General features: G+C 63.1%; 16 protein-coding genes. 3 read left to right on the forward strand and 13 right to left on the reverse strand.

What is annotated here, in order from left to right; all coding sequences use genetic code 11:
- Positions 1-149 precede the first annotated feature (149 nt).
- A complete protein-coding gene (locus C0Z18_RS33000) occupies positions 150-1,187 on the forward strand; it encodes a T6SS immunity protein Tli4 family protein (RefSeq protein ID WP_332888220.1) in 1,038 nt (345 codons plus the stop codon).
- 12 nt (positions 1,188-1,199) lie between these two features.
- Positions 1,200-1,487, forward strand: coding sequence for a PAAR domain-containing protein (locus C0Z18_RS21190; protein ID WP_102647409.1), 288 nt, complete (start codon positions 1,200-1,202; stop codon positions 1,485-1,487).
- Positions 1,488-1,658: 171 nt separating this feature from the next.
- Here the strand turns inward: C0Z18_RS21190 and C0Z18_RS21195 are convergent, their stop codons facing one another.
- The 13 genes from C0Z18_RS21195 to C0Z18_RS21255 form a co-directional block, all read right to left on the reverse strand.
- The gene (locus C0Z18_RS21195; RefSeq protein ID WP_146014064.1) at positions 1,659-2,159 is read right to left on the reverse strand and encodes a hypothetical protein; all 501 of its coding nucleotides are present in this window, start codon (positions 2,157-2,159) and stop codon (positions 1,659-1,661) included.
- 54 nt (positions 2,160-2,213) lie between these two features.
- Positions 2,214-2,546, reverse strand: coding sequence for a DUF2314 domain-containing protein (locus C0Z18_RS21200; RefSeq protein WP_102647411.1), 333 nt, complete (start codon positions 2,544-2,546; stop codon positions 2,214-2,216).
- Positions 2,547-2,563: 17 nt separating this feature from the next.
- Positions 2,564-3,016, reverse strand: a complete 453-nt coding sequence (locus C0Z18_RS21205) for a hypothetical protein (RefSeq protein WP_102647412.1) — start codon at positions 3,014-3,016, stop codon at positions 2,564-2,566.
- 37 nt (positions 3,017-3,053) lie between these two features.
- The gene (locus C0Z18_RS21210; RefSeq protein ID WP_102647413.1) at positions 3,054-3,434 is read right to left on the reverse strand and encodes a HepT-like ribonuclease domain-containing protein; all 381 of its coding nucleotides are present in this window, start codon (positions 3,432-3,434) and stop codon (positions 3,054-3,056) included.
- Positions 3,431-3,721 carry a nucleotidyltransferase family protein gene (locus tag C0Z18_RS21215; RefSeq protein ID WP_102647414.1) on the reverse strand — a complete coding sequence of 97 codons (291 nt, stop codon included), beginning with the start codon at positions 3,719-3,721 and terminating at the stop codon, positions 3,431-3,433. Before C0Z18_RS21215 ends, C0Z18_RS21210 begins: the two co-directional genes overlap by 4 nt.
- Positions 3,722-3,796: 75 nt before the next feature.
- Positions 3,797-4,063, reverse strand: a complete 267-nt coding sequence (locus tag C0Z18_RS21220; RefSeq protein ID WP_102647415.1) for a Txe/YoeB family addiction module toxin — start codon at positions 4,061-4,063, stop codon at positions 3,797-3,799.
- On the reverse strand, positions 4,060-4,320 hold the full coding sequence (locus tag C0Z18_RS21225) for a type II toxin-antitoxin system Phd/YefM family antitoxin (RefSeq protein ID WP_102647416.1): 261 nt from the start codon (positions 4,318-4,320) through the stop codon (positions 4,060-4,062). Before C0Z18_RS21225 ends, C0Z18_RS21220 begins: the two co-directional genes overlap by 4 nt.
- A gap of 137 nt (positions 4,321-4,457) precedes the next feature.
- On the reverse strand, positions 4,458-5,522 hold the full coding sequence (locus C0Z18_RS21230; protein WP_102647417.1) for a purine-nucleoside phosphorylase: 1,065 nt from the start codon (positions 5,520-5,522) through the stop codon (positions 4,458-4,460).
- Between the two features lie 103 nt (positions 5,523-5,625).
- Positions 5,626-8,100 (reverse strand): mechanosensitive ion channel family protein, encoded by a 2,475-nt coding sequence (locus C0Z18_RS21235; protein ID WP_102647418.1) that lies wholly within the window; start codon positions 8,098-8,100, stop codon positions 5,626-5,628.
- Positions 8,101-8,230: 130 nt separating this feature from the next.
- A complete protein-coding gene (gene selD, locus C0Z18_RS21240) occupies positions 8,231-9,304 on the reverse strand; it encodes a selenide, water dikinase SelD (protein ID WP_102647419.1) in 1,074 nt (357 codons plus the stop codon).
- Positions 9,301-14,160, reverse strand: coding sequence for an NAD-glutamate dehydrogenase (locus C0Z18_RS21245; RefSeq protein ID WP_102647420.1), 4,860 nt, complete (start codon positions 14,158-14,160; stop codon positions 9,301-9,303). The genes selD and C0Z18_RS21245 overlap by 4 nt, the downstream gene beginning before the upstream one ends.
- A 57-nt stretch (positions 14,161-14,217) precedes the next feature.
- The gene (locus C0Z18_RS21250) at positions 14,218-15,006 is read right to left on the reverse strand and encodes an alpha/beta fold hydrolase (RefSeq protein WP_102647421.1); all 789 of its coding nucleotides are present in this window, start codon (positions 15,004-15,006) and stop codon (positions 14,218-14,220) included.
- Positions 15,003-16,043 (reverse strand): M14 family zinc carboxypeptidase, encoded by a 1,041-nt coding sequence (locus C0Z18_RS21255; RefSeq protein WP_102647422.1) that lies wholly within the window; start codon positions 16,041-16,043, stop codon positions 15,003-15,005. Before C0Z18_RS21255 ends, C0Z18_RS21250 begins: the two co-directional genes overlap by 4 nt.
- Before the next feature lie 220 nt (positions 16,044-16,263).
- On the opposite strand from C0Z18_RS21255, the gene gabT reads away from it, so the two are divergent.
- A complete protein-coding gene (gene gabT / locus C0Z18_RS21260) occupies positions 16,264-17,547 on the forward strand; it encodes a 4-aminobutyrate--2-oxoglutarate transaminase (RefSeq protein WP_102647520.1) in 1,284 nt (427 codons plus the stop codon).
- Positions 17,548-17,552 lie beyond the last annotated feature (5 nt).

Raw genomic sequence — 17,552 nt, forward strand, 5'->3', positions numbered from 1 at the left:
ATGGAACCGCTCGGCTATATCCCGCCCGCGGAAGCTGAGGCAAACTACTACCGGCAACGTTGCAACTCAGTCGTCGTGCCGGCATCAACTTAAACCAACCAGCCTCCACGAATCCCGGGGCGATTCACACAGGATGCACCGGAGCCATCATGTTGAAGCACATTGGAAAGATTCTATTTTTTATGGCGGGGATGTTTGCCGGCTCGACTGCATTCTCCGGGGAACCGACAATGACTAATCCCTTGCTTTCCAACCCGCGTCCATGGTGCATCGGGCGCTTCGTGTTCGACCGGCCTGCGACGAGCGAGATCTCAAATCAGCGGTATGAGGTTAGAGGAGATCGCATCGAGACGCAGTACAACGTGTCACGAGATGCGTATCACTCCAAGATCGATGCGTTGGATAAAACGATGCGCGCGAACCAGCGCGTGAACCCGGTCAATTTAAGCGAAAAAACCGGACACGCGTGGTTGGAAAAGATAGTGTCGCCAACCAGCGATTCGAGGGTTTTTGTATATCAGGAAGGAGTGGCAAAAGCTGCGAAGTTGCCCTTTGACACAGAAGGGTACATTTTTGCAGAAGGGACGCTGTTTCATACCACCGGTTGGATTGGGTCCGCCGCGATTGATAGGGTAGACGAGATTTATAACGACACTTACCGGCGAATCAAGGCGCGTAACAATGCGGCAGTGCCTTCGGAATCGGGCTTTTGCTTTGACGGCGGAATCGTAACAGGCTCTTCGCCATATGGCGAGGAGGTCAGCCAGTCGTTCGCGCTGATGCCTGGAAGGCCTGCTCTGTTCCTGATCAAGATGCGCAACTCGATAGATGGCGATCAAAACGAGCCGCTGACGAAAACTCTGCCGGAACTACGGGCGCAGTTGAACCGCCTGCCGGGACACTACCGCATTCTGCGCGAAGGTAAGCGCACGGTTGCCGGCATGGATGCAGAGGAAGTGCTATTCGAGATTAAAGACGGCGGGATCACCTCATATCGGTTCTACCTGCTCGCGCCGGGCGATCCGGACACGCTGGCGAAACCTCACACGGCTATTCAACTATTGCTCGGCGCAAGCAGTCCCGATTTGACGCCGGAACAGGCAACCGCCCCTGTCGATGAAGCGGGTGCACTTCAAGTGTGGGACACGTTGCTGAACAGCTTGCATCTGCGCCCCGGCGCGGTGTAAAGGGAGTTGCCTATGCGCCGGTACGACATTGTCAAGGGCGACGCCACCACCGTCGGCGGCATCGTGCAGGCCGGCGATGGTAAAGATTTGATCGGCGATCGCGAGCAGGCCTACGAGAACGATCCCGTTTGGTGCCCCGCGTGCAAAGCGATGGGCAAGATTGTCTGCGATGGTCAGCGGATTTCAACAACCGGGCCGGACGGGCGACAGGCAGCGTTAAGCGACGACCTCTGCGTCTGCCAATGCCCAACGCCGCCTCGGCTGGTCGCGTCGCAGACAGTATCGTATATCGAGGTCTAAATCAAAAAAAGGAAATGATGATGACGTCCTGAGGATGACCGAAATCATACTTTCGATGGAGGAGTCGTTAGCGGCGTCGCAGGTCCGTAAGTGAGGCGCATCGCAGTCGTCTCCCGCCGATACACTCGCTCTTGACACGTCGACGCGCATCTTGTTTTCCTGTTGGAATTGCTATCGATGAGTGCAGGAATGGGCGCGCACGATTGCTGGATCGAAGGAAGCGTGGCCCGGGCTGATCTGTGCTGAAACTAGTTTCGCATTCTTGCCGTCAGGCACAAACCAGGTTACTAGTGCCGTGAGTTCGCTCCCATTCGCCGACTTCATCCATCGAACCATTCGAACTTGATTGGGAAAGCACGTGGTTGCCGCCTCCTTGTCGTCGACTACTACACCAAACTTGTCGAAGGTCAGCTTCATCGCGTCGGTCACTAGCCGACGCGATACTCCCGACTTGAGCGCGTCTGCCGCGCCGTCATAGATCGCGTCGAAGTCCTCTGCGTTGTAGTGCCGAATCATTGCGCCCTCTGCTGTAATCGCGGCAGCTCTGTCATCGGAGAAGTAACCAAAGTGAATTCGCACTCCGGCTGCGACCAATACGCAAATCGCTAACACAGCCACCAACAGGCCCGTCTTCCATTTTGACCAGCGACGCTGGGATGTTGAGGTGTTCACCCTCTTTCCTCGTTCTCTGCTTGTGCCGGCGCCGCCGGCGTTTTCCGATCCGTTTTAATTCCAGATGCCGATGACGTGGCGCGGCTGGAACGTTACAGCGAAGCCCGCGCGCATGTCAGACGTACACAGTGCATCGTTGTCGATATTTCCATAGTAGAGAGTGCCCTCGACGCGTTGCGTCGTTACCCGCATGCACTCTACGTTAATCGCCTCGCTTCCTGCTTCGCCTACCGTAGGAATACGAAAGATCAGCTTCACCGTATCGCCTGGAGCAAGCGACTCGCGTCGTTCGCGCTCAGGTAACCAGAATGTCGCGGGATGAGCTTGAGCGAGCAGTTCCGCGTCGTCGAGTTCCCAGCCGTCTCGGCTGATTTCGGCAAGTGCCATACGATGTTTTCCGACAGCTACAGGATCTCGTGTTGACGAGCGTCGACTTCGAAGGGCGCATCGTTATAGCCGACTGTCGCTATCTGACCCAGATATGTCGGCATAAACGCAGCTATCGAGCCGGCGACCTCATACTGGTAAACGTGTCGGCATTCGTGGGTCAGCAGTTGGCGCGTCGAGTGGCCGAGAACGATAAAGATCGCGTATCCCAACGTGAGCCCCGCAAAGTTCGGCCCAAGCAGCCCGGTACTTAACGCGACCTTCCGCAACCATTCATCGTCAGGCAGCGGCAAAGCTGGCGCGACTACCACGCGAATCTTCTCGGGAGCTAGAACGCCGACGGTGCGCGCATCAGCGATCCCTTGCGGCGAGAGAGCCGCCCCCGTGGCAAGCGCTTGCCGCTCTTGTTCCTCCGCCCAACTGATCGCTCCGGGCAAGACCTGTGGTAGTAGAACCGCAAGATTGGTCATCGTTCTTTTCCCCGTTTCCCGCTCAATGCTCGGCCTGCTATGCAGCCGGCTTATCGTTATCGCCCATGCCGTCAAGTAGCGCCTGGATATCGTTGCGCAGGCTCGGCAGAATGTTCGTCACCGTGTTCCAAACTATGTCGAGGTCTATCTGATAGTAGCCGTGCGCCAATGCGTTCCTCGTCCCATACGCCTTGCCCCAGGGCAGACCCGAGTGCGCCGCTGCAAAATCGGGGTAACGCTTTAAGATATTGTTGGCAGCTTCACCAACAACCTCGATATTGCGAATGATCGCGTCCTGCACAAGCTCCGACGCCTCGAACATAGATTTGTCCATGTCCTCCGAATACCGCTCGATCCTCTGAATCGCCTCGACGATGTGCTCGAGGTACGCGGTCAACCGCAGCGTATCTTTGCTCATACAGGGACTGCATGAGCCAAAACGTCGGCGCGAAATTTGATGGAAATAGCTTTGGGCGTCAGAACGTCCACCGGAACACCGAGCAATTCCTGCAACTCGTACTGAATCCCGCCAATATCGAACAGCGTTGTATCTGGCGTGGGATCGACAAGTAGATCGAGGTCGCTGCCGTCCTCATCTTCGCCGCGCGCGACGGAACCGAATACGCGCGGATTCGCTGCCCGGTTGGCCGCGACGATGCGCAGGACATCTGCGCGGTGCTGACTCAGTGCGACGGATGGTTTCACGACAGGCTCCACAAAAACATAACATCACCATATGCCCTCTTTGGGGGCACACCTGCACTTTGGCCAGTCTAACCGTCAGTAGTGGTAGCGGCACGAAACGATATTGATCTGCGTGTTCGCGACTTCGTAGACCAAGCGGTTCGTTTCATCAATGCGACGCGACCAAAAGCCCGTCAGGTTTTCCTTCAGCGGCTCCGGCTTACCGATACCTTCGAACGGCGAGCGCTGTACGTCCTTAATGAGTTGATTGATGCGCCTCAACGTCTTCTCGTCCTGCCCCTGCCAATAGACGTAATCGTCCCAAGCCTCGGCAGTCCACATAATGTTCAGAGCACCACTCATTCGGTGTCGTCAACCAACTTGCGGGGCTTGACCTTGCCCGCACGTGCCTGCGCGATGGAGCGCTCCAGATGGGCTACGTTTGCCGGGGAGCGCAGAAGATGGACCGTTTCCATCAAACTGTCGTAGTGCTCTTGTGACATGACGACCGCATTGGGTGCGTCGCGGCGGGTAATGAGCGTCACGTCCACATCATCGACAACCTGGTCGATGACGCGCTTCAAATTGGCGCGAGCGTCGGTGAACGGGATGGTACGCATATGCCCTCCTTGATGCCTAACCTGTACCGATAGAGGTACAACTCTAGCACACCCAGAGGAACATGTACAGATAATTGTACATGTCGACTCAATCCATTCGAGCCGCGGCGGCAAGATACCGCCGCGGCCCAACACCCTCAGCGTTGCGGCACGCCGTCCCGCCATTCGCCCCAATGCGTCGCAATCTCTTGCACGAGCGGATTGCCGGCTGCGAACAGGTTCTGCACCGCGGGCACGAAGCCGCCTTGCGCCTGGTAGTTCAGCAGATTGTCCGCGCTCGTTTGTCCCGCATACGGCCGGTCGAAGTCCGACCCAGTCCGCAGATCGGCCACGCGCGAGAGATCGACACGATGCGCATTCGCCGCACGCGTCAACGCCTCGAACGTCGCGTTGTCCTCTTGCTGCGTGGTGCAGTATGTACCCTTGCCGTCAGTCAAGATCTTCGTCCAATCGCGCGCGCGTTGGCCGATATCCGTACCCGAGAACCACGTATCGCCTGCCAGCGTGTCGCACTGGATCACGGCCGGCGGCTGATTCGCGGGCGCGTAGCTGAACTTCGCGCGCGCCGCTTGCGCCTGCGCGCTGTCGGTCAGCACGGCGTTGCGCGAAAGCGCGTAAGCCGCATCCGTCAGCTTCGCATTGAGTTGAAAAACCTCGGTCTTATAGTCGAGCGGCGGCTTTTGATTGGGGTTGGTCGTATTGATCCCGAGATAACCCGTATTCCAGCCCGCGGGAATCTCGCGCCCATCGAGTTCCCACTGGATGCCGAAATCCACGAGGTATTTCGACCACGCCGCCGAGCCGATCGTCCCTTGCGCCGGATCGATACCGGCAATCCCGGCAATCAAAAAGTACGTATGCCGCAGATCGAAGCGTGGAGAGAACGTCAACGCCATCGTGGAAGCCGCGGCGTTCGCGTGTCCCATGCCCGTCGTCATGACGCAAATATCCTGCTTGTTGCAGTGAACGTCCGGATAGTCCGGCGACAAACCGGCGACGGGGATCGATTCCCACGGGCCGAGATGATCTAGCCAGACCTGTCCTTCCGGCGCGAACATCGAAATAATCATCACCTTGACGTGACGACCGTGCGAGCCGTAACCGGCGGCAAAGCTGGCGTCGTTGTCTTGCGCGTTCGAGGCCGTGGCCGCGCAAGCGGTCAGCGCAATGGCGCCGATCGAGACGATAGTGCGAGTAAGCATGGGCGTTCCTTTGATTTCGTGATTTGTTTGGGAGAACCGCTCGCTGACGCAGGTGCTCTCTCGGCACCGCGCGCGTCAGTATAGAGGCACGCCCCCGTCGCCGTCACTCATGCGAGGGCGGTGCCGCGCCCTCCGGCTTTTCCGATGGGGCGTCTTGCACCGCCTTCGCTCGATCGTCGTCGGCAGCCTTGGCGTTGCCATTGGGCGGCGGCACGAGTACGTTGCGCAACGGATTGGCGATCACGATGCCGCGCTCGGCGAAGCGCTCGGCAATGCGCCGGTTGAACTCGCGCTGGGTCGGCCAGCGCGCGGTATCGCGGCATTGAAGCTGGCCGAGCAACGTCACCATGGAGCCGTCCACCTGATCGACGCCCCAGAAACTAAAGTCGTTGACGATGCCGTCCTTGAATTTCGGGTCGTCGCGCAACTCGGCGCCGATTTCAGCGAGCGTCTGGATCGCGAGTTCGATGTCCTGCCCATAGGCGATGCTGATCTTGACCGCCGCGTTGCCGAGCCCCCGGTTCGAATTCGTCACGGTGGAGACCGAGCTGAACGGCACGGTATGGAGCGCGCCGTCTCCGCCACGCAGACGCACGGTACGGATCGATAGATATTCGACCGTTCCCGAGACGCCCGCGAGCGTCACCCAATCGCCGACCTGCATCGCGTTTTCCATCAGCAGGAACATACCCGTGATGAAATCCTGAACGAGCTTTTGCGAACCGAAGCCGAGGGCCACGCCGAAGATGCTGGCCCCCGCGAGCAACGGCCCGATGTTGACGCCGATCTCGCTCAAGCCCGTGAGGCCGACGACGAGCGCGATACCCACGAACAGCGCCGTGCGCAACATCGGCAGCAGCGTGCGCAGGCGCGCGGCCCGCATGAGGTCGCCCGCATCGGTCCAGCGATGGAGCCGGCGCTCGATCGATACGTTGATCGATTCCCACACGAGCAGCGCGATGACACCCGCGACGGCAATCGTCACGCAAGCGGAAATCAGGCGGCGGCCGACGAAGTTGCCGGTGAACATGCGCCAGACGTGGACGTCCCATACCCGCAGAACCAGCACGGCCGCCGCCAGCAGTATCGCGAGCCCGATGAAACGGCGCAGCCACGGGTAGTAGCGCTGAGCGCGCTGCAACGCGATCGACGGCGAGGTGCCCTCCCGCGTGTTGAAGATCCGCCCCAGCACGCCGAACGTCACGATCACGACCACCCGCGCGCACACCAGGACCAAGAGCGAGAGCCCACCGTGCTCGAGCAAGGTCTGGTAGCCGTTGCGCACGTCGAGCGCCCAGATGAACCACAACGCCATCACGAAAAAGACGGCGACGGCCGCCCAGGTATCGGCCAGCCAATTGGCGAAGAAACGCAACACACCCGAGTTGGCACACTTCGAGCGAATCCAAGCGGCGACGGGGCGGCGAATTTGCAGGATCAGCACCGCGATCATCACGTGCCCGGCCAGCGCCACGGCTTTCGCGATGCCTAGATGCGCCTGTTGCGTGAGCCCGAGGGGCACCGGGGTTTCGGCCAAGGCCACGCCCACGCCAAGCACGACGACGAGCCGCAGCACCCAGCGTTCGCTGAACGCGGCCCAACTATCGCCGAGCGGCAGCATGCGCAGGCGTGGCGCCCCCGCCGCGAACAAGAACCCGCTGGCCAACACGATCGCGCGCGCAACGGCATAGATTTCGATGAGCGTCTCGACGACATCCGCCTCGGGCGTCCCGTCGTCGGTGAGCAGCGACATGGCGACGATCGCCACGCCGATGAACACGGCGAGCGGAATCGCTTTCAGCAGCGTATGCAACAGCGCATAAGGCAGGCGCTGCAACAGGGACCAATGCTTGACCGCGTGAACCGCGTTGCGCTGGTTGCGCGCCGCCCGTAGGGCATTCTCGTCGATGCTCGTGGCCGGCACGTTCGCGTTCAGCGTGCGCACCTCGTGGTCCGCCTGCGCGTTCGCATTCTCGGCATGCCCGTCCGCGCCGGCGCCGCCTTGCACTGCATCCTTGCCGAAGGCCAGCGCGGCTACGCGCCTTCGTAGCAGCCACGAGAACAGCCAACTCGCGAGCCACGCGGGGACGAACGTCGCCACGAGCGTCCAGGCCAACTGTTCCAGTTGCGCGCGGCCCTGAGTGCTCGTCATCTCGTAGCCCCACCATGCGCGGACCGAGCGCACGTCGAGCAACGCCCCCGCGGAATGACGCAACGACAGGGCGATCGACCGGATCGCTCGCACGGCCCCATGCGCCAATTGCGACACGAGCCCGTTCGACGCGATCGCCGACAAGACACCCGAGGCGCCCGTCGCCGATGCGGCCGCGGGTGCGCTCGCGACAGGCGTCGACAGCGCGCCGGCGGCCGCAATGGCGCGCAGCGTGTCTTCCATCTGCCCGCGCGACTTCGGATCGGCCAGCACTTGCAATGCGTGCTTGGCCTGATCGGGCGTCAAAACGACAGTGGATGGATTGGAGACGGGCTGCGCCGCCGCGGGACTGGAGGCCGGAGCGGCATGCGCGGACAAAACGCAAAACGATAAAAGCAGCAGGACGACGTGGAAAATTGTACGCATAGGGACGTGAGGAAGAAACGCCAAAGACCGGGCGCGCGAGCCGCGGACAATCCGCGGCTCGCGCCATCCCAATCTGACTCCGTTCTCACCGAACGATTCCGGAAAGCGTGCCCTCGCCGATCGCCGCAGGTCAAGCCACGACGATGCGCGGCTCGCCTGCGATCACCTCTCCGATCGCCGCGGCACGTGAGAAACCCTCGGCATGAAAGCACGCGAGCACGTCGCCCTGCACTTCCGGCGCGCATGCTACGAGCAAGCCGCCCGAGGTCTGGGGATCGGTGAGCAAAGTGCGTGCCACCTCGGGTAGATCGGGACCGAGTTCGACTTCATCGCCGTACGATGCCCAATTGCGCGCCGAGGCACCGGTCACGACGCCGCGCGAGGCCAACGCCTGCACGTTGGCGAGCCAAGGCAAGTCGCGATAGTTTAGACGTATACCGCAACGCGCCCCGCGCGCCAGCTCCAACGCGTGGCCCAGTAGGCCGAAGCCGGTCACGTCGGTCAACGCATGCACCTGCGGCATCTGCGCGAGGGCGATGCCCGGCCGGTTCAGCCGTGTCGTGGCGTCGATCATCTCCGCGTACCCCGCGGCGTCGAGCACCTGCTTCTTGAGCGCGGCCGACAACACGCCGACGCCGAGCGGCTTGCCGAGCACGAGCAGATCCCCGGCGCGCGCGGTGGAGTTGCGCTTCACGCGCGCCGGATGCACGACGCCGAGCGCGGCCAGTCCGTAGATCGGCTCGACGGAATCGATCGAATGTCCGCCCGCCACCGGAATGCCGGCCTGCGCGCACACGCTCTCCCCGCCGCGCAATATCGCTGCGATCGTCTCGCGCGGCAGCACGTTGATCGGCATGCCCACCAGGGCAAGCGCGAGCAGGGGCCGCGCGCCCATCGCGTACAAATCCGACAGGGCATTGGTGGCGGCGATGCGCCCGAAGTCATAGGGATCGTCGACGATCGGCATGAAAAAGTCCGTCGTGGCCACGATCGCCTGTTCGTCGTTGAGCCGGTAGACGGCCGCATCGTCGGCCGTTTCGCGGCCGACGAGCAGATCGGGAAACGCCCCGGCGGAAAACGGCAACGTCTGCGTCGCCAGCAATTGCGCCAAGACGCCGGGTGCGATTTTGCAACCGCAGCCGCCGCCATGCGAGAGGCTGGTCAGTCGCGGCGCCTCATCGTTCGCATTGGACTGGTCGTTCATCCTCGCTCCAATACCGTCATTTCGCGCACGAGCACGAGCAGCATCGATAGACTCGCCCCGCCCGACGCGCGTTGTTCCGCGATCAATTGCGCGAAGCGCGCGAGTTGCGGCGCGCGCTCGTCGCGCCAAACCGCCGCGATCGCCTCGGCGCTCGCTCGTTCCGGCGCATGGGCCAGCGCGCTGACGGTCAGCGCGCGCTTGAGCCTGGCCAACTCGGCGAGCGCGGCGGCGCGCGCGAGCATGTCCCAATGCGTGTGCGTGGGCAAAGCACTCGCGCGCTCGCCGATGAAACCATAATCGAGCAGCGTGCCGAGCGCGAAATAGACACCCGCCACGAGTTCGAGCGGCTTCGCCACGTTCGCCGCCACCTCGGCCACGTCGAGCACCGCCACGGAGATTTCGCCGCTGACCACGCGTCTGGCCAATTCCGTGTCGACGCCGGCTAGCTCGAGTGCCTGGCGCCGCTCGTCGAGCGCTTGCAGCTCCGCACTCGGCAACAGCGTCGACATACGCGGGGCCAGCCGCGCGGCGGCCTCGCGACTACGCTCGATCAGGGCGCGGACGTTCTCGGGTTCGCGCGCACGCGGCTCGGCTTGCAACTGCCGCAAGAACCAAAGCGCCGCGCGTTCCATCAGCCGGGCAACGTCCACGAACATCGCGGCTTGCACGTCGTCGGCCACGTGATTGTCGAGCGCGTCGATATTGCACCAGACATCGTCGATATCGAACACGTCGCGCGCCATCATGCAAGCGCGCACGATGTCGCCGGGCTTGGCATCGGTCTCCTCTTGCAGGCGATGCACGAATGCACAGCCGACACGGTTGACGAGCGCGTTGGCCAGATGCGTCGCGAGAATTTCGCGCTTGAGCGGATGGCGGGCGGCCGCGTCGGCGAAACGCGTCGGCAACGGTTTCGGGAAGTAATCGCGCAGCATGTCGGCGACGAGCGGGTCCTCGGGCAAATCGGATTCGAGCAACGCGTCGTAAAGCCACATCTTGCTGTACGCCAGCAATACGGCGCGTTCGGGAGAGGTCAGCCCGGTTTTGGCCGCTTGCCGCTCGGCGATCTCCTCATCGTTCGGCAGGAACTCGATCGTCCGATTCAGACGGCCGCTGCGCTCGAGCGAGCGCATGAGGCGCACTTCCGACTCGAACGATTCGGCAGCATAGCGTCCGCCGATAGCGAGCGCCTGCGTCTGCTGGTAGTTGTCGCGCAATACGAGCGATCCCACCTCGTCGGTCATTTCCGCGAGCAATACGTTGCGCTGCTTCTCCGTCATTTCGCCGTCGGCGACGACGAGCCCGAGCAGGATCTTGATGTTGACTTCATGGTCGGAACAATCGACCCCGGCCGAATTGTCGATTGCATCGGTGTTGATGCGGCCGCCCTTTTGCGCGTATTCGATCCGGCCCAACTGCGTCAGCCCCAGATTGCCGCCCTCGGCCACGACTTTCGCGCGCAACTGCTCGCCGTTCACGCGCACGGCGTCATTGGCGCGGTCGCCCGCTTGGGCGTGCGTTTCGCGGGTCGCTTTGACGTACGTGCCGATCCCCCCGTTGTAGAGCAAATCCACGGGCGCGAGCAAGATCGCGCGGATGAGTTCGCTCGGAGCCAGCGCCGCGGCCGTGATGCCGAGCACGGCCTGCATGGCCGGCGAAATCGGTATCGCTTTGGCCGTACGCGCGAAGACGCCGCCGCCCGGAGAAATCTTCGTGTGGTCGTAATCGGCCCAACTCGAACGCTCGAGCCCGAACATGCGCTCGCGCTCCAAGAAGCTCGTTTCGGGATCGGGCTGCGGATCGAGGAAGATATGGCGATGATCGAACGCGGCAACGAGCCGAATATGGCGCGACAACAGCATGCCGTTGCCGAACACGTCGCCCGACATATCGCCGATGCCGACCACCGTAAAATCGGTCGTCTGCGTATCGACGCCCATTTGACGGAAATGGCGCTTGACCGATTCCCATGCCCCGCGCGCCGTGATGCCCATCTTCTTGTGGTCGTACCCGACCGATCCGCCCGAGGCGAACGCATCGTCGAGCCAAAAGCCGTATTCGCGCGCGATCGCGTTCGCGTAATCTGAGAACGTGGCCGTGCCTTTATCGGCAGCAACGACGAGATAGGGATCGTCGCTATCGTGGCGCACGACGTCGGGCGGTGCGACGATCGCATCGGCTTGGCGGTTGTCGGTCACGTCGAGCAAACCGCGCAGGAACGTCTGATAGCAAGCGATGCCCTCGCGCATGATCGCTTCGCGATCGCCTCCCAAGGGCGGATTCTTGACGACGAAACCGCCTTTCGAACCCACCGGCACGATGACGGTGTTCTTGACCATCTGCGCCTTCATGAGCCCGAGTACTTCGGTACGAAAGTCCTCGCGCCGATCCGACCAGCGCAAACCGCCGCGCGCCACGCGGCCCCCGCGCAAATGCACGCCCTCCACGCGCGGCGAATACACCCAGATTTCGAACATCGGTTTCGGCTCGGGCAGGCCGGGCACGCACGAGGGATCGAGCTTGAACGACAGGTACGGCAACGGCTCGCCCCGGGCATCGCGACGAAAGTAATTCGTGCGGATTGTCGCGTTGATGACGCCGAGGAACTGACGCAAGATGCGGTCTTCGTCGAGGTTGGGCACTTGATCGAGCGCCGTCTCGATGCCTTTGAGCAGCGCATCGGTACGCGCCGTGCGCGCCGGTCCCAGCGCGGGATCGAAGCGCGCGAGAAACAGATCGACGAGCCCTCTTGCCAGCGCCGGATTGCCCGTGACCGCGCGTTCGATATAGGCATCGCTGAACGTCGAGCCCACTTGCCGCAGATACTTCGCATAGGCCCGCAGAATGGATACTTCGCGCGCGGCGAGTTGAGCGCGCAACACGAGCCGATTGAAGTCGTCGTTCTCGACCTCGCCGGCCCATACGCGCGCGAACGCCTGTTCGAACAGCGCCTTGACCTGCTCGATATCGAACTCGACATCGTCGGTCAATTCCAGACCGAAGTCGTGCACCCATGCCGGCATCGACCCCGCGGGCTCGATGAGGTAAGGACGCTCTTCGTCCACGCGCACGCCCAGGTGCTCCAGCATCGGCAAGCTGCGCGAGAGCGCGATCGATTGCCCGACGCGATACACCTTGAAGCGAAACGCGCGCGGCGCCGCCTCGATGGGCCGGTACAGGTTCATCGAAAGCGTCTCGTTGGCATGGGCCGCCTCGACGAGTTCGATGTCGCGCACGGCCGTGCGCGCGGCGTAGTCTTCCCGGTATCCGGCCGGGAACGAATCGCCGTAGCGCTGCAGCAAGCGATTGCCCTGCTCCTCCCCGAAGCGCTCGAGCAGCGCGTCGGCCAGATCGTCCTGCCAGCGGCGCGTCGCTTGAACGAGCCGCGCTTCGAGTTCCTGCGTATCGACCTCGGGCAGTACACCCGTATTGGTTCGCACGACGATATGAATGCGCGCGAGCGGAGACTCCGACAGCAGCGGCGTGAACTCCACGCTCGTGCCGTTGAACGCATCGGCCAAGAGCTTCGCGATGCGTTGCCGCAGATCGGTGTTGTATTTTTCGCGCGCGACGAAGATCAAGCAGGAGACGAATCGCTCGAACCGGTCGCGCCGTACGAACATACGCGTACGCTGATGCTCTTGCAGGCGCAATATGCCGAGACCGATGTCGTAGAGTTCATCCTCGTTCGCTTGAAACAGCTCGTCGCGCGGGTATTGCTCGAGCACCGTCACCAACGATTTGTGCAGATGCCCCTTCGCGAGAAACCCCGCGCGCCGCATGACGTTCGCGCATTTGCGCCGCACGATCGGGATGTCGGCGATCGAGCCGGTATAGGCCGTGGACGTGTACAAGCCCAGCATGCGGCGCTCGCCGATCAGCTTGCCGTCGGGGCCGAACAGCTTGACGCCCACGTAGTCGAGATAGCCGGGCCGATGCACGGTGGAGCGCGAATTGGCCTTGGTCAGGAAGATCGGCGAAGGCTCGCCGGCAACGGCGGCCGCCGAGCGCGGCAGCGGCGTGATATCGGGGGCATCGGCACGCCGCAAACTCTCGCGCAAGATGCCCGCGCCGGTCCCCTCCACGCCGCGCAGCGCGAAGCCCGACTCGTGCGGCACGAGCGCGTAATCGCGCAGGCCCAAGAACGTGAAATGATCGGCCGCCATCCATTCGAGAAATGCGCGCGCTTCGAGCGCTTCGTCGCCGCCCGCGCGCGCCGCCAAACCGACGATCGTTTCCTTGGCGACCGCCTGCATCTTCGGCCAGTCCTCGACGGCGGCGCGCACGTCGCCCAGCACGCGCGCGATGTTGGCCCGCAACTCCGCCAATTTCGAGGCTTCGCTGCAACGGTCGATCTCGAAGTGGATAAACGATTCGAGCCGCGAACGAGTCGTCGCGTCCCCCTCCCCGTTCGCCGCGCCGCCCGGCTCGATCCGCGCGATCGCGCCTTGGGCGTCGCGCCAAACGCGATACACGGGATGAATCGCCGAATGCAGCGTCAGACCGCAGCGGTTCACCTCCATCGTCACCGAATCGACGAGGAACGGCATGTCGTCGTTGACGATCTCGATGACGGTGTGATCGGAATGCCAGCCGTGCTCGTCGAGCACGGGGTTATAAACGCGCAGCACGGCCGTGCCCGATGCGAATCGTTGGGCCGTCTGCCAATGCGCCATCGCGGCGCCGTAAAGATCGGCGATGCCGCGGCTTTTCAGGTCTTGCGCATCGACGAGTTCGTAGTAAAAGGTCAAGAACGATTCGATCGGTGCGAAGGCGGGCTCGGACCATCGTCCTCGCGCGTATTCGACGACGTCCGTGAGCAAATGAGCGACGGCTTCTTCGTTGTTCGACGGCATGCAGCCTCCGGGTGGCGATGATCGGCGTTCAAGCTAGGCTAGGCCCGCTGAGCGCGATTATGCGCTGGTAGACGGCAGCGCGACAGTCAAGGCATTCCCGGCCCAGGCCGCGATCGTATCGGCGAGCCATGCGCCGTCGTCATGAGGTAGATCGTGGCCGGCCCACGGATGCTCGATCAATGTCGCCCCCCACACCGCGGCAAGCTTGGCCGAACAAGCGCGATCCACGAGCGCGTCGTTGCGCGAGGCCAGCACGAGCGTGGGACAACACGGCGCCGACGCGGCGCCCTCGAAACGCGCTGCCGCCAGCACTTGCCTGAACGCATTGGCCCGGCTCGGCGGCGCGCTTTGATAGATCGCCGTCCAAGCGGCCAGATCGGCGTCGCGCTCGTCCGCCCGGCGGCACGTCAAGGTATGAATCGCCGATTCGGCGCGCCGCCGCGCGCGCGCGTCCCAACACCAGGCCGCACGCAAAAGCAGCGGCCATGCGCTCGGCCGCAACCGCTCGAAGGGATCGTTGTAGCGGCGCAGGCTCGTATTGATGAGCACGAGACGCTCGAGCTCCAACGGAAAGCGCTGCGCCCAATCCACCGCCACCATCGCGCCCAGCGAAAGCGCAACGACCCGATACGGCGGCGCATGCCCGAGCGCCGCGAGCCGCGCTCGCACGAAATCGGTGGTCGCAGCGATGCTCGCCGGCGCACGCTCGCGCACATGCTCACCGGTACCCGGCAAGTCCGCGCATACGATCTCGCCCATCAAGCCTCGCGAGCGCAACCGATCGGGCAGTCGAGCCCAGTGTCTCGCTTCGCGCGCCAGCCCGCGCAGCAAGATCCAGGCGCTCATATCGTCGGCCTCCTATACCAGTACTCCACCGCGCGCGTCATCAACGCGTCGCGGCTCGTGCCGCACGGCAGCCAGCGCTGCGACGCATAGGCGGCGCGCGCGAGGAAGTCGAGTAGGTTCGTATGCCGGCGCAGCACGCGTTCGGTTCGATGCGCCTTGATCGGATGAAACATGCCCTCGCGGTGCAAAAGCTGCAGCGGGTTCTTCTTGATCCAGAGCCACGAGCCGAGTTCGAGCGTCAGCGGCAAAAAGATCGACCGCGCGGGCCGCCGGTCGTACGCGTAATCCCACAGATCGCCGTGGGCAAGGTATTGCATGCTCTGCGGCTCGAACTGATAGCCATGATGCGGGTGGGCCTGCTCGAACATCGCCTTGAGCATGAACATTTCCGGCAAGTGCACGATATGCCGTGTCGATTTCGCGTAAGGAAACCAGATGCTGTCGCGAAAGCCGTAGCCCGAGTGGCAATCGAGCGCGAAACTGAGCGGCCGCGACAACAGCTCTTCCTCCACCACGCGCAGCATCGTCGCGGCTTCGACCTCCATCGGCGCACCGCTGGCGCCGCGATACCAGGGCAGCCATGCGCCGATGCGCTGGCCGCCCGCCAAAAACGGCACCCGGCCTTCGGCGTTTTGCGGCGCATTGCGCATGAGGTCGACGCCGTTCGGATTGGAGCGCGTCATAGCCCACATGCCGCCGGGATTGACGATCGGCATGAACACGAGCCGGATCGTACGCAGCTCGTCTTGCAAGAGCGCATCCCATTCGAGCCGCGCCACGAGGCACCGCATGTAATCGAGCAGCAATTGGGTGCCGATCCGCTCCAGCCCATGGATACCGGCGAAAAAGCCGATCGCGGGCGCCTGCGGATCGGGCGAGCCGAGCGTGACGACATAGATGGGAAACTCGCCCCCGCGCGTACTCACCTGGGAAACCATCCGCACGGCCAGCCGCGGGCCGCCCACGTCCAGAATCGCTTTGAGTTCTTCGTATTCGGGAAACGTGGTCTCGGGCAACGAGGGAAGAGAGGCGGTCATCGCTTGCAACCCGGGCGTCGATCGTAAAAGTGGGGCCGCGGCAAGCGGACGAGTTCTTCAATATAGGCCGTTTTGCGGCCGCGGGATCGAAAGCGGCTCCATCGTCTTCGCAGAAATGGCTCTGAGGCTAAGAGCCAAAGCTAGCTATAGTCGCCGTACCGTGTCGGCCGAACCGAGCGCCGACGAAGCCCCCATCGATCCGGCGAGACAGGAGAACAGCGTGAAGAATTCCGATTTGCAAGCCCGCAAGAATGCCGCCACCCCGCGTGGCGTCGGCGTCATGTGCGATTTCTACGCGGCGCGCGCTCAAAACGCCGAGCTGTGGGACGTCGAGGGCCGTCGCTTCATCGATTTCGCCGCGGGCATCGCCGTCTTGAACACGGGCCACCGCCATCCGCGTCTCGTCGCCGCGATCCAGGAACAGTTGGAGCGCTTCACGCATACGGCCTATCAGATCGTGCCGTACGCATCGTATGTCGAGCTTGCCGAGAAAATCAACGCCCGCGCGCCGGGCGCGCATCCGAAGAAGACCGCGTTCTTCACGACGGGCGCCGAAGCCGTCGAAAACGCCGTGAAGATCGCCCGGGCCGCCACGGGACGCCCGGGCGTCATCGCGTTTGCGGGCGGCTTTCACGGCCGTACGCTGATGGGCATGGCGCTGACCGGCAAGGTCGCGCCGTATAAGATCGGCTTCGGCCCGTTCCCGACCGACGTGTATCACGCCCCGTTTCCGAACCGGGTGCACGGCGTGACGACGGCCGATTCGCTGGCCGCCATCGAAACCCTGTTGAAAGCCGATATCGAACCGGCGCGCGTGGCCGCGATCATTTTCGAGCCGGTGCAAGGCGAAGGCGGCTTCAACGTCGCGCCGCCCGAGTTCGTGCGCGGTCTGCGCCGCATCTGCGACGAATACGGCATCGTGCTGATCGCCGACGAAGTTCAAACGGGCTTCGCCCGCACCGGCAAGCTGTTCGCGATGGAACACTACGACGTCGCCGCCGATTTGATCACGATGGCCAAGAGCTTGGCCGGCGGCATGCCGCTGTCGGGTGTCGTCGGCCGGGCCGATCTGATGGATGCCGCGGCGCCGGGCGGGCTCGGCGGCACCTACGCCGGCAACCCGCTGGCGCTGGCTTCGGCGCACGCCGTGCTCGACGTCATCGACGAGGAGCGTCTGTGCGAGCGCGCCGTGCAATTAGGCGACACGCTCAAGGCCCGCCTCGAAGCGCTGCGCGCCGAGATCCCGCAACTGGCGGACATCCGCGGTCCGGGCGCGATGGTTGCGGCCGAATTCCTGCAACCCGGCACGCGCACGCCCGACGCGGCGTTCGTCAAGCGGGTCCAAGCGCGCGCGCTCGAACTCGGCTTGCTGCTGCTCGTGTGCGGCACTCACGGCAACGTCATTCGCTTCCTGTTTCCGCTCACCATCGAGACGGCCGTCTTCGACGAAGCGCTCGGTCTGCTCGAACAAGCATTGAAGGAATGCGTCGGCGCGATGGCGTAAGCTGA

Source organism: Trinickia dabaoshanensis (genome assembly GCF_002879885.1).
In the GTDB taxonomy this organism is placed as follows: Bacteria; Pseudomonadota; Gammaproteobacteria; order Burkholderiales; family Burkholderiaceae; genus Trinickia; species Trinickia dabaoshanensis.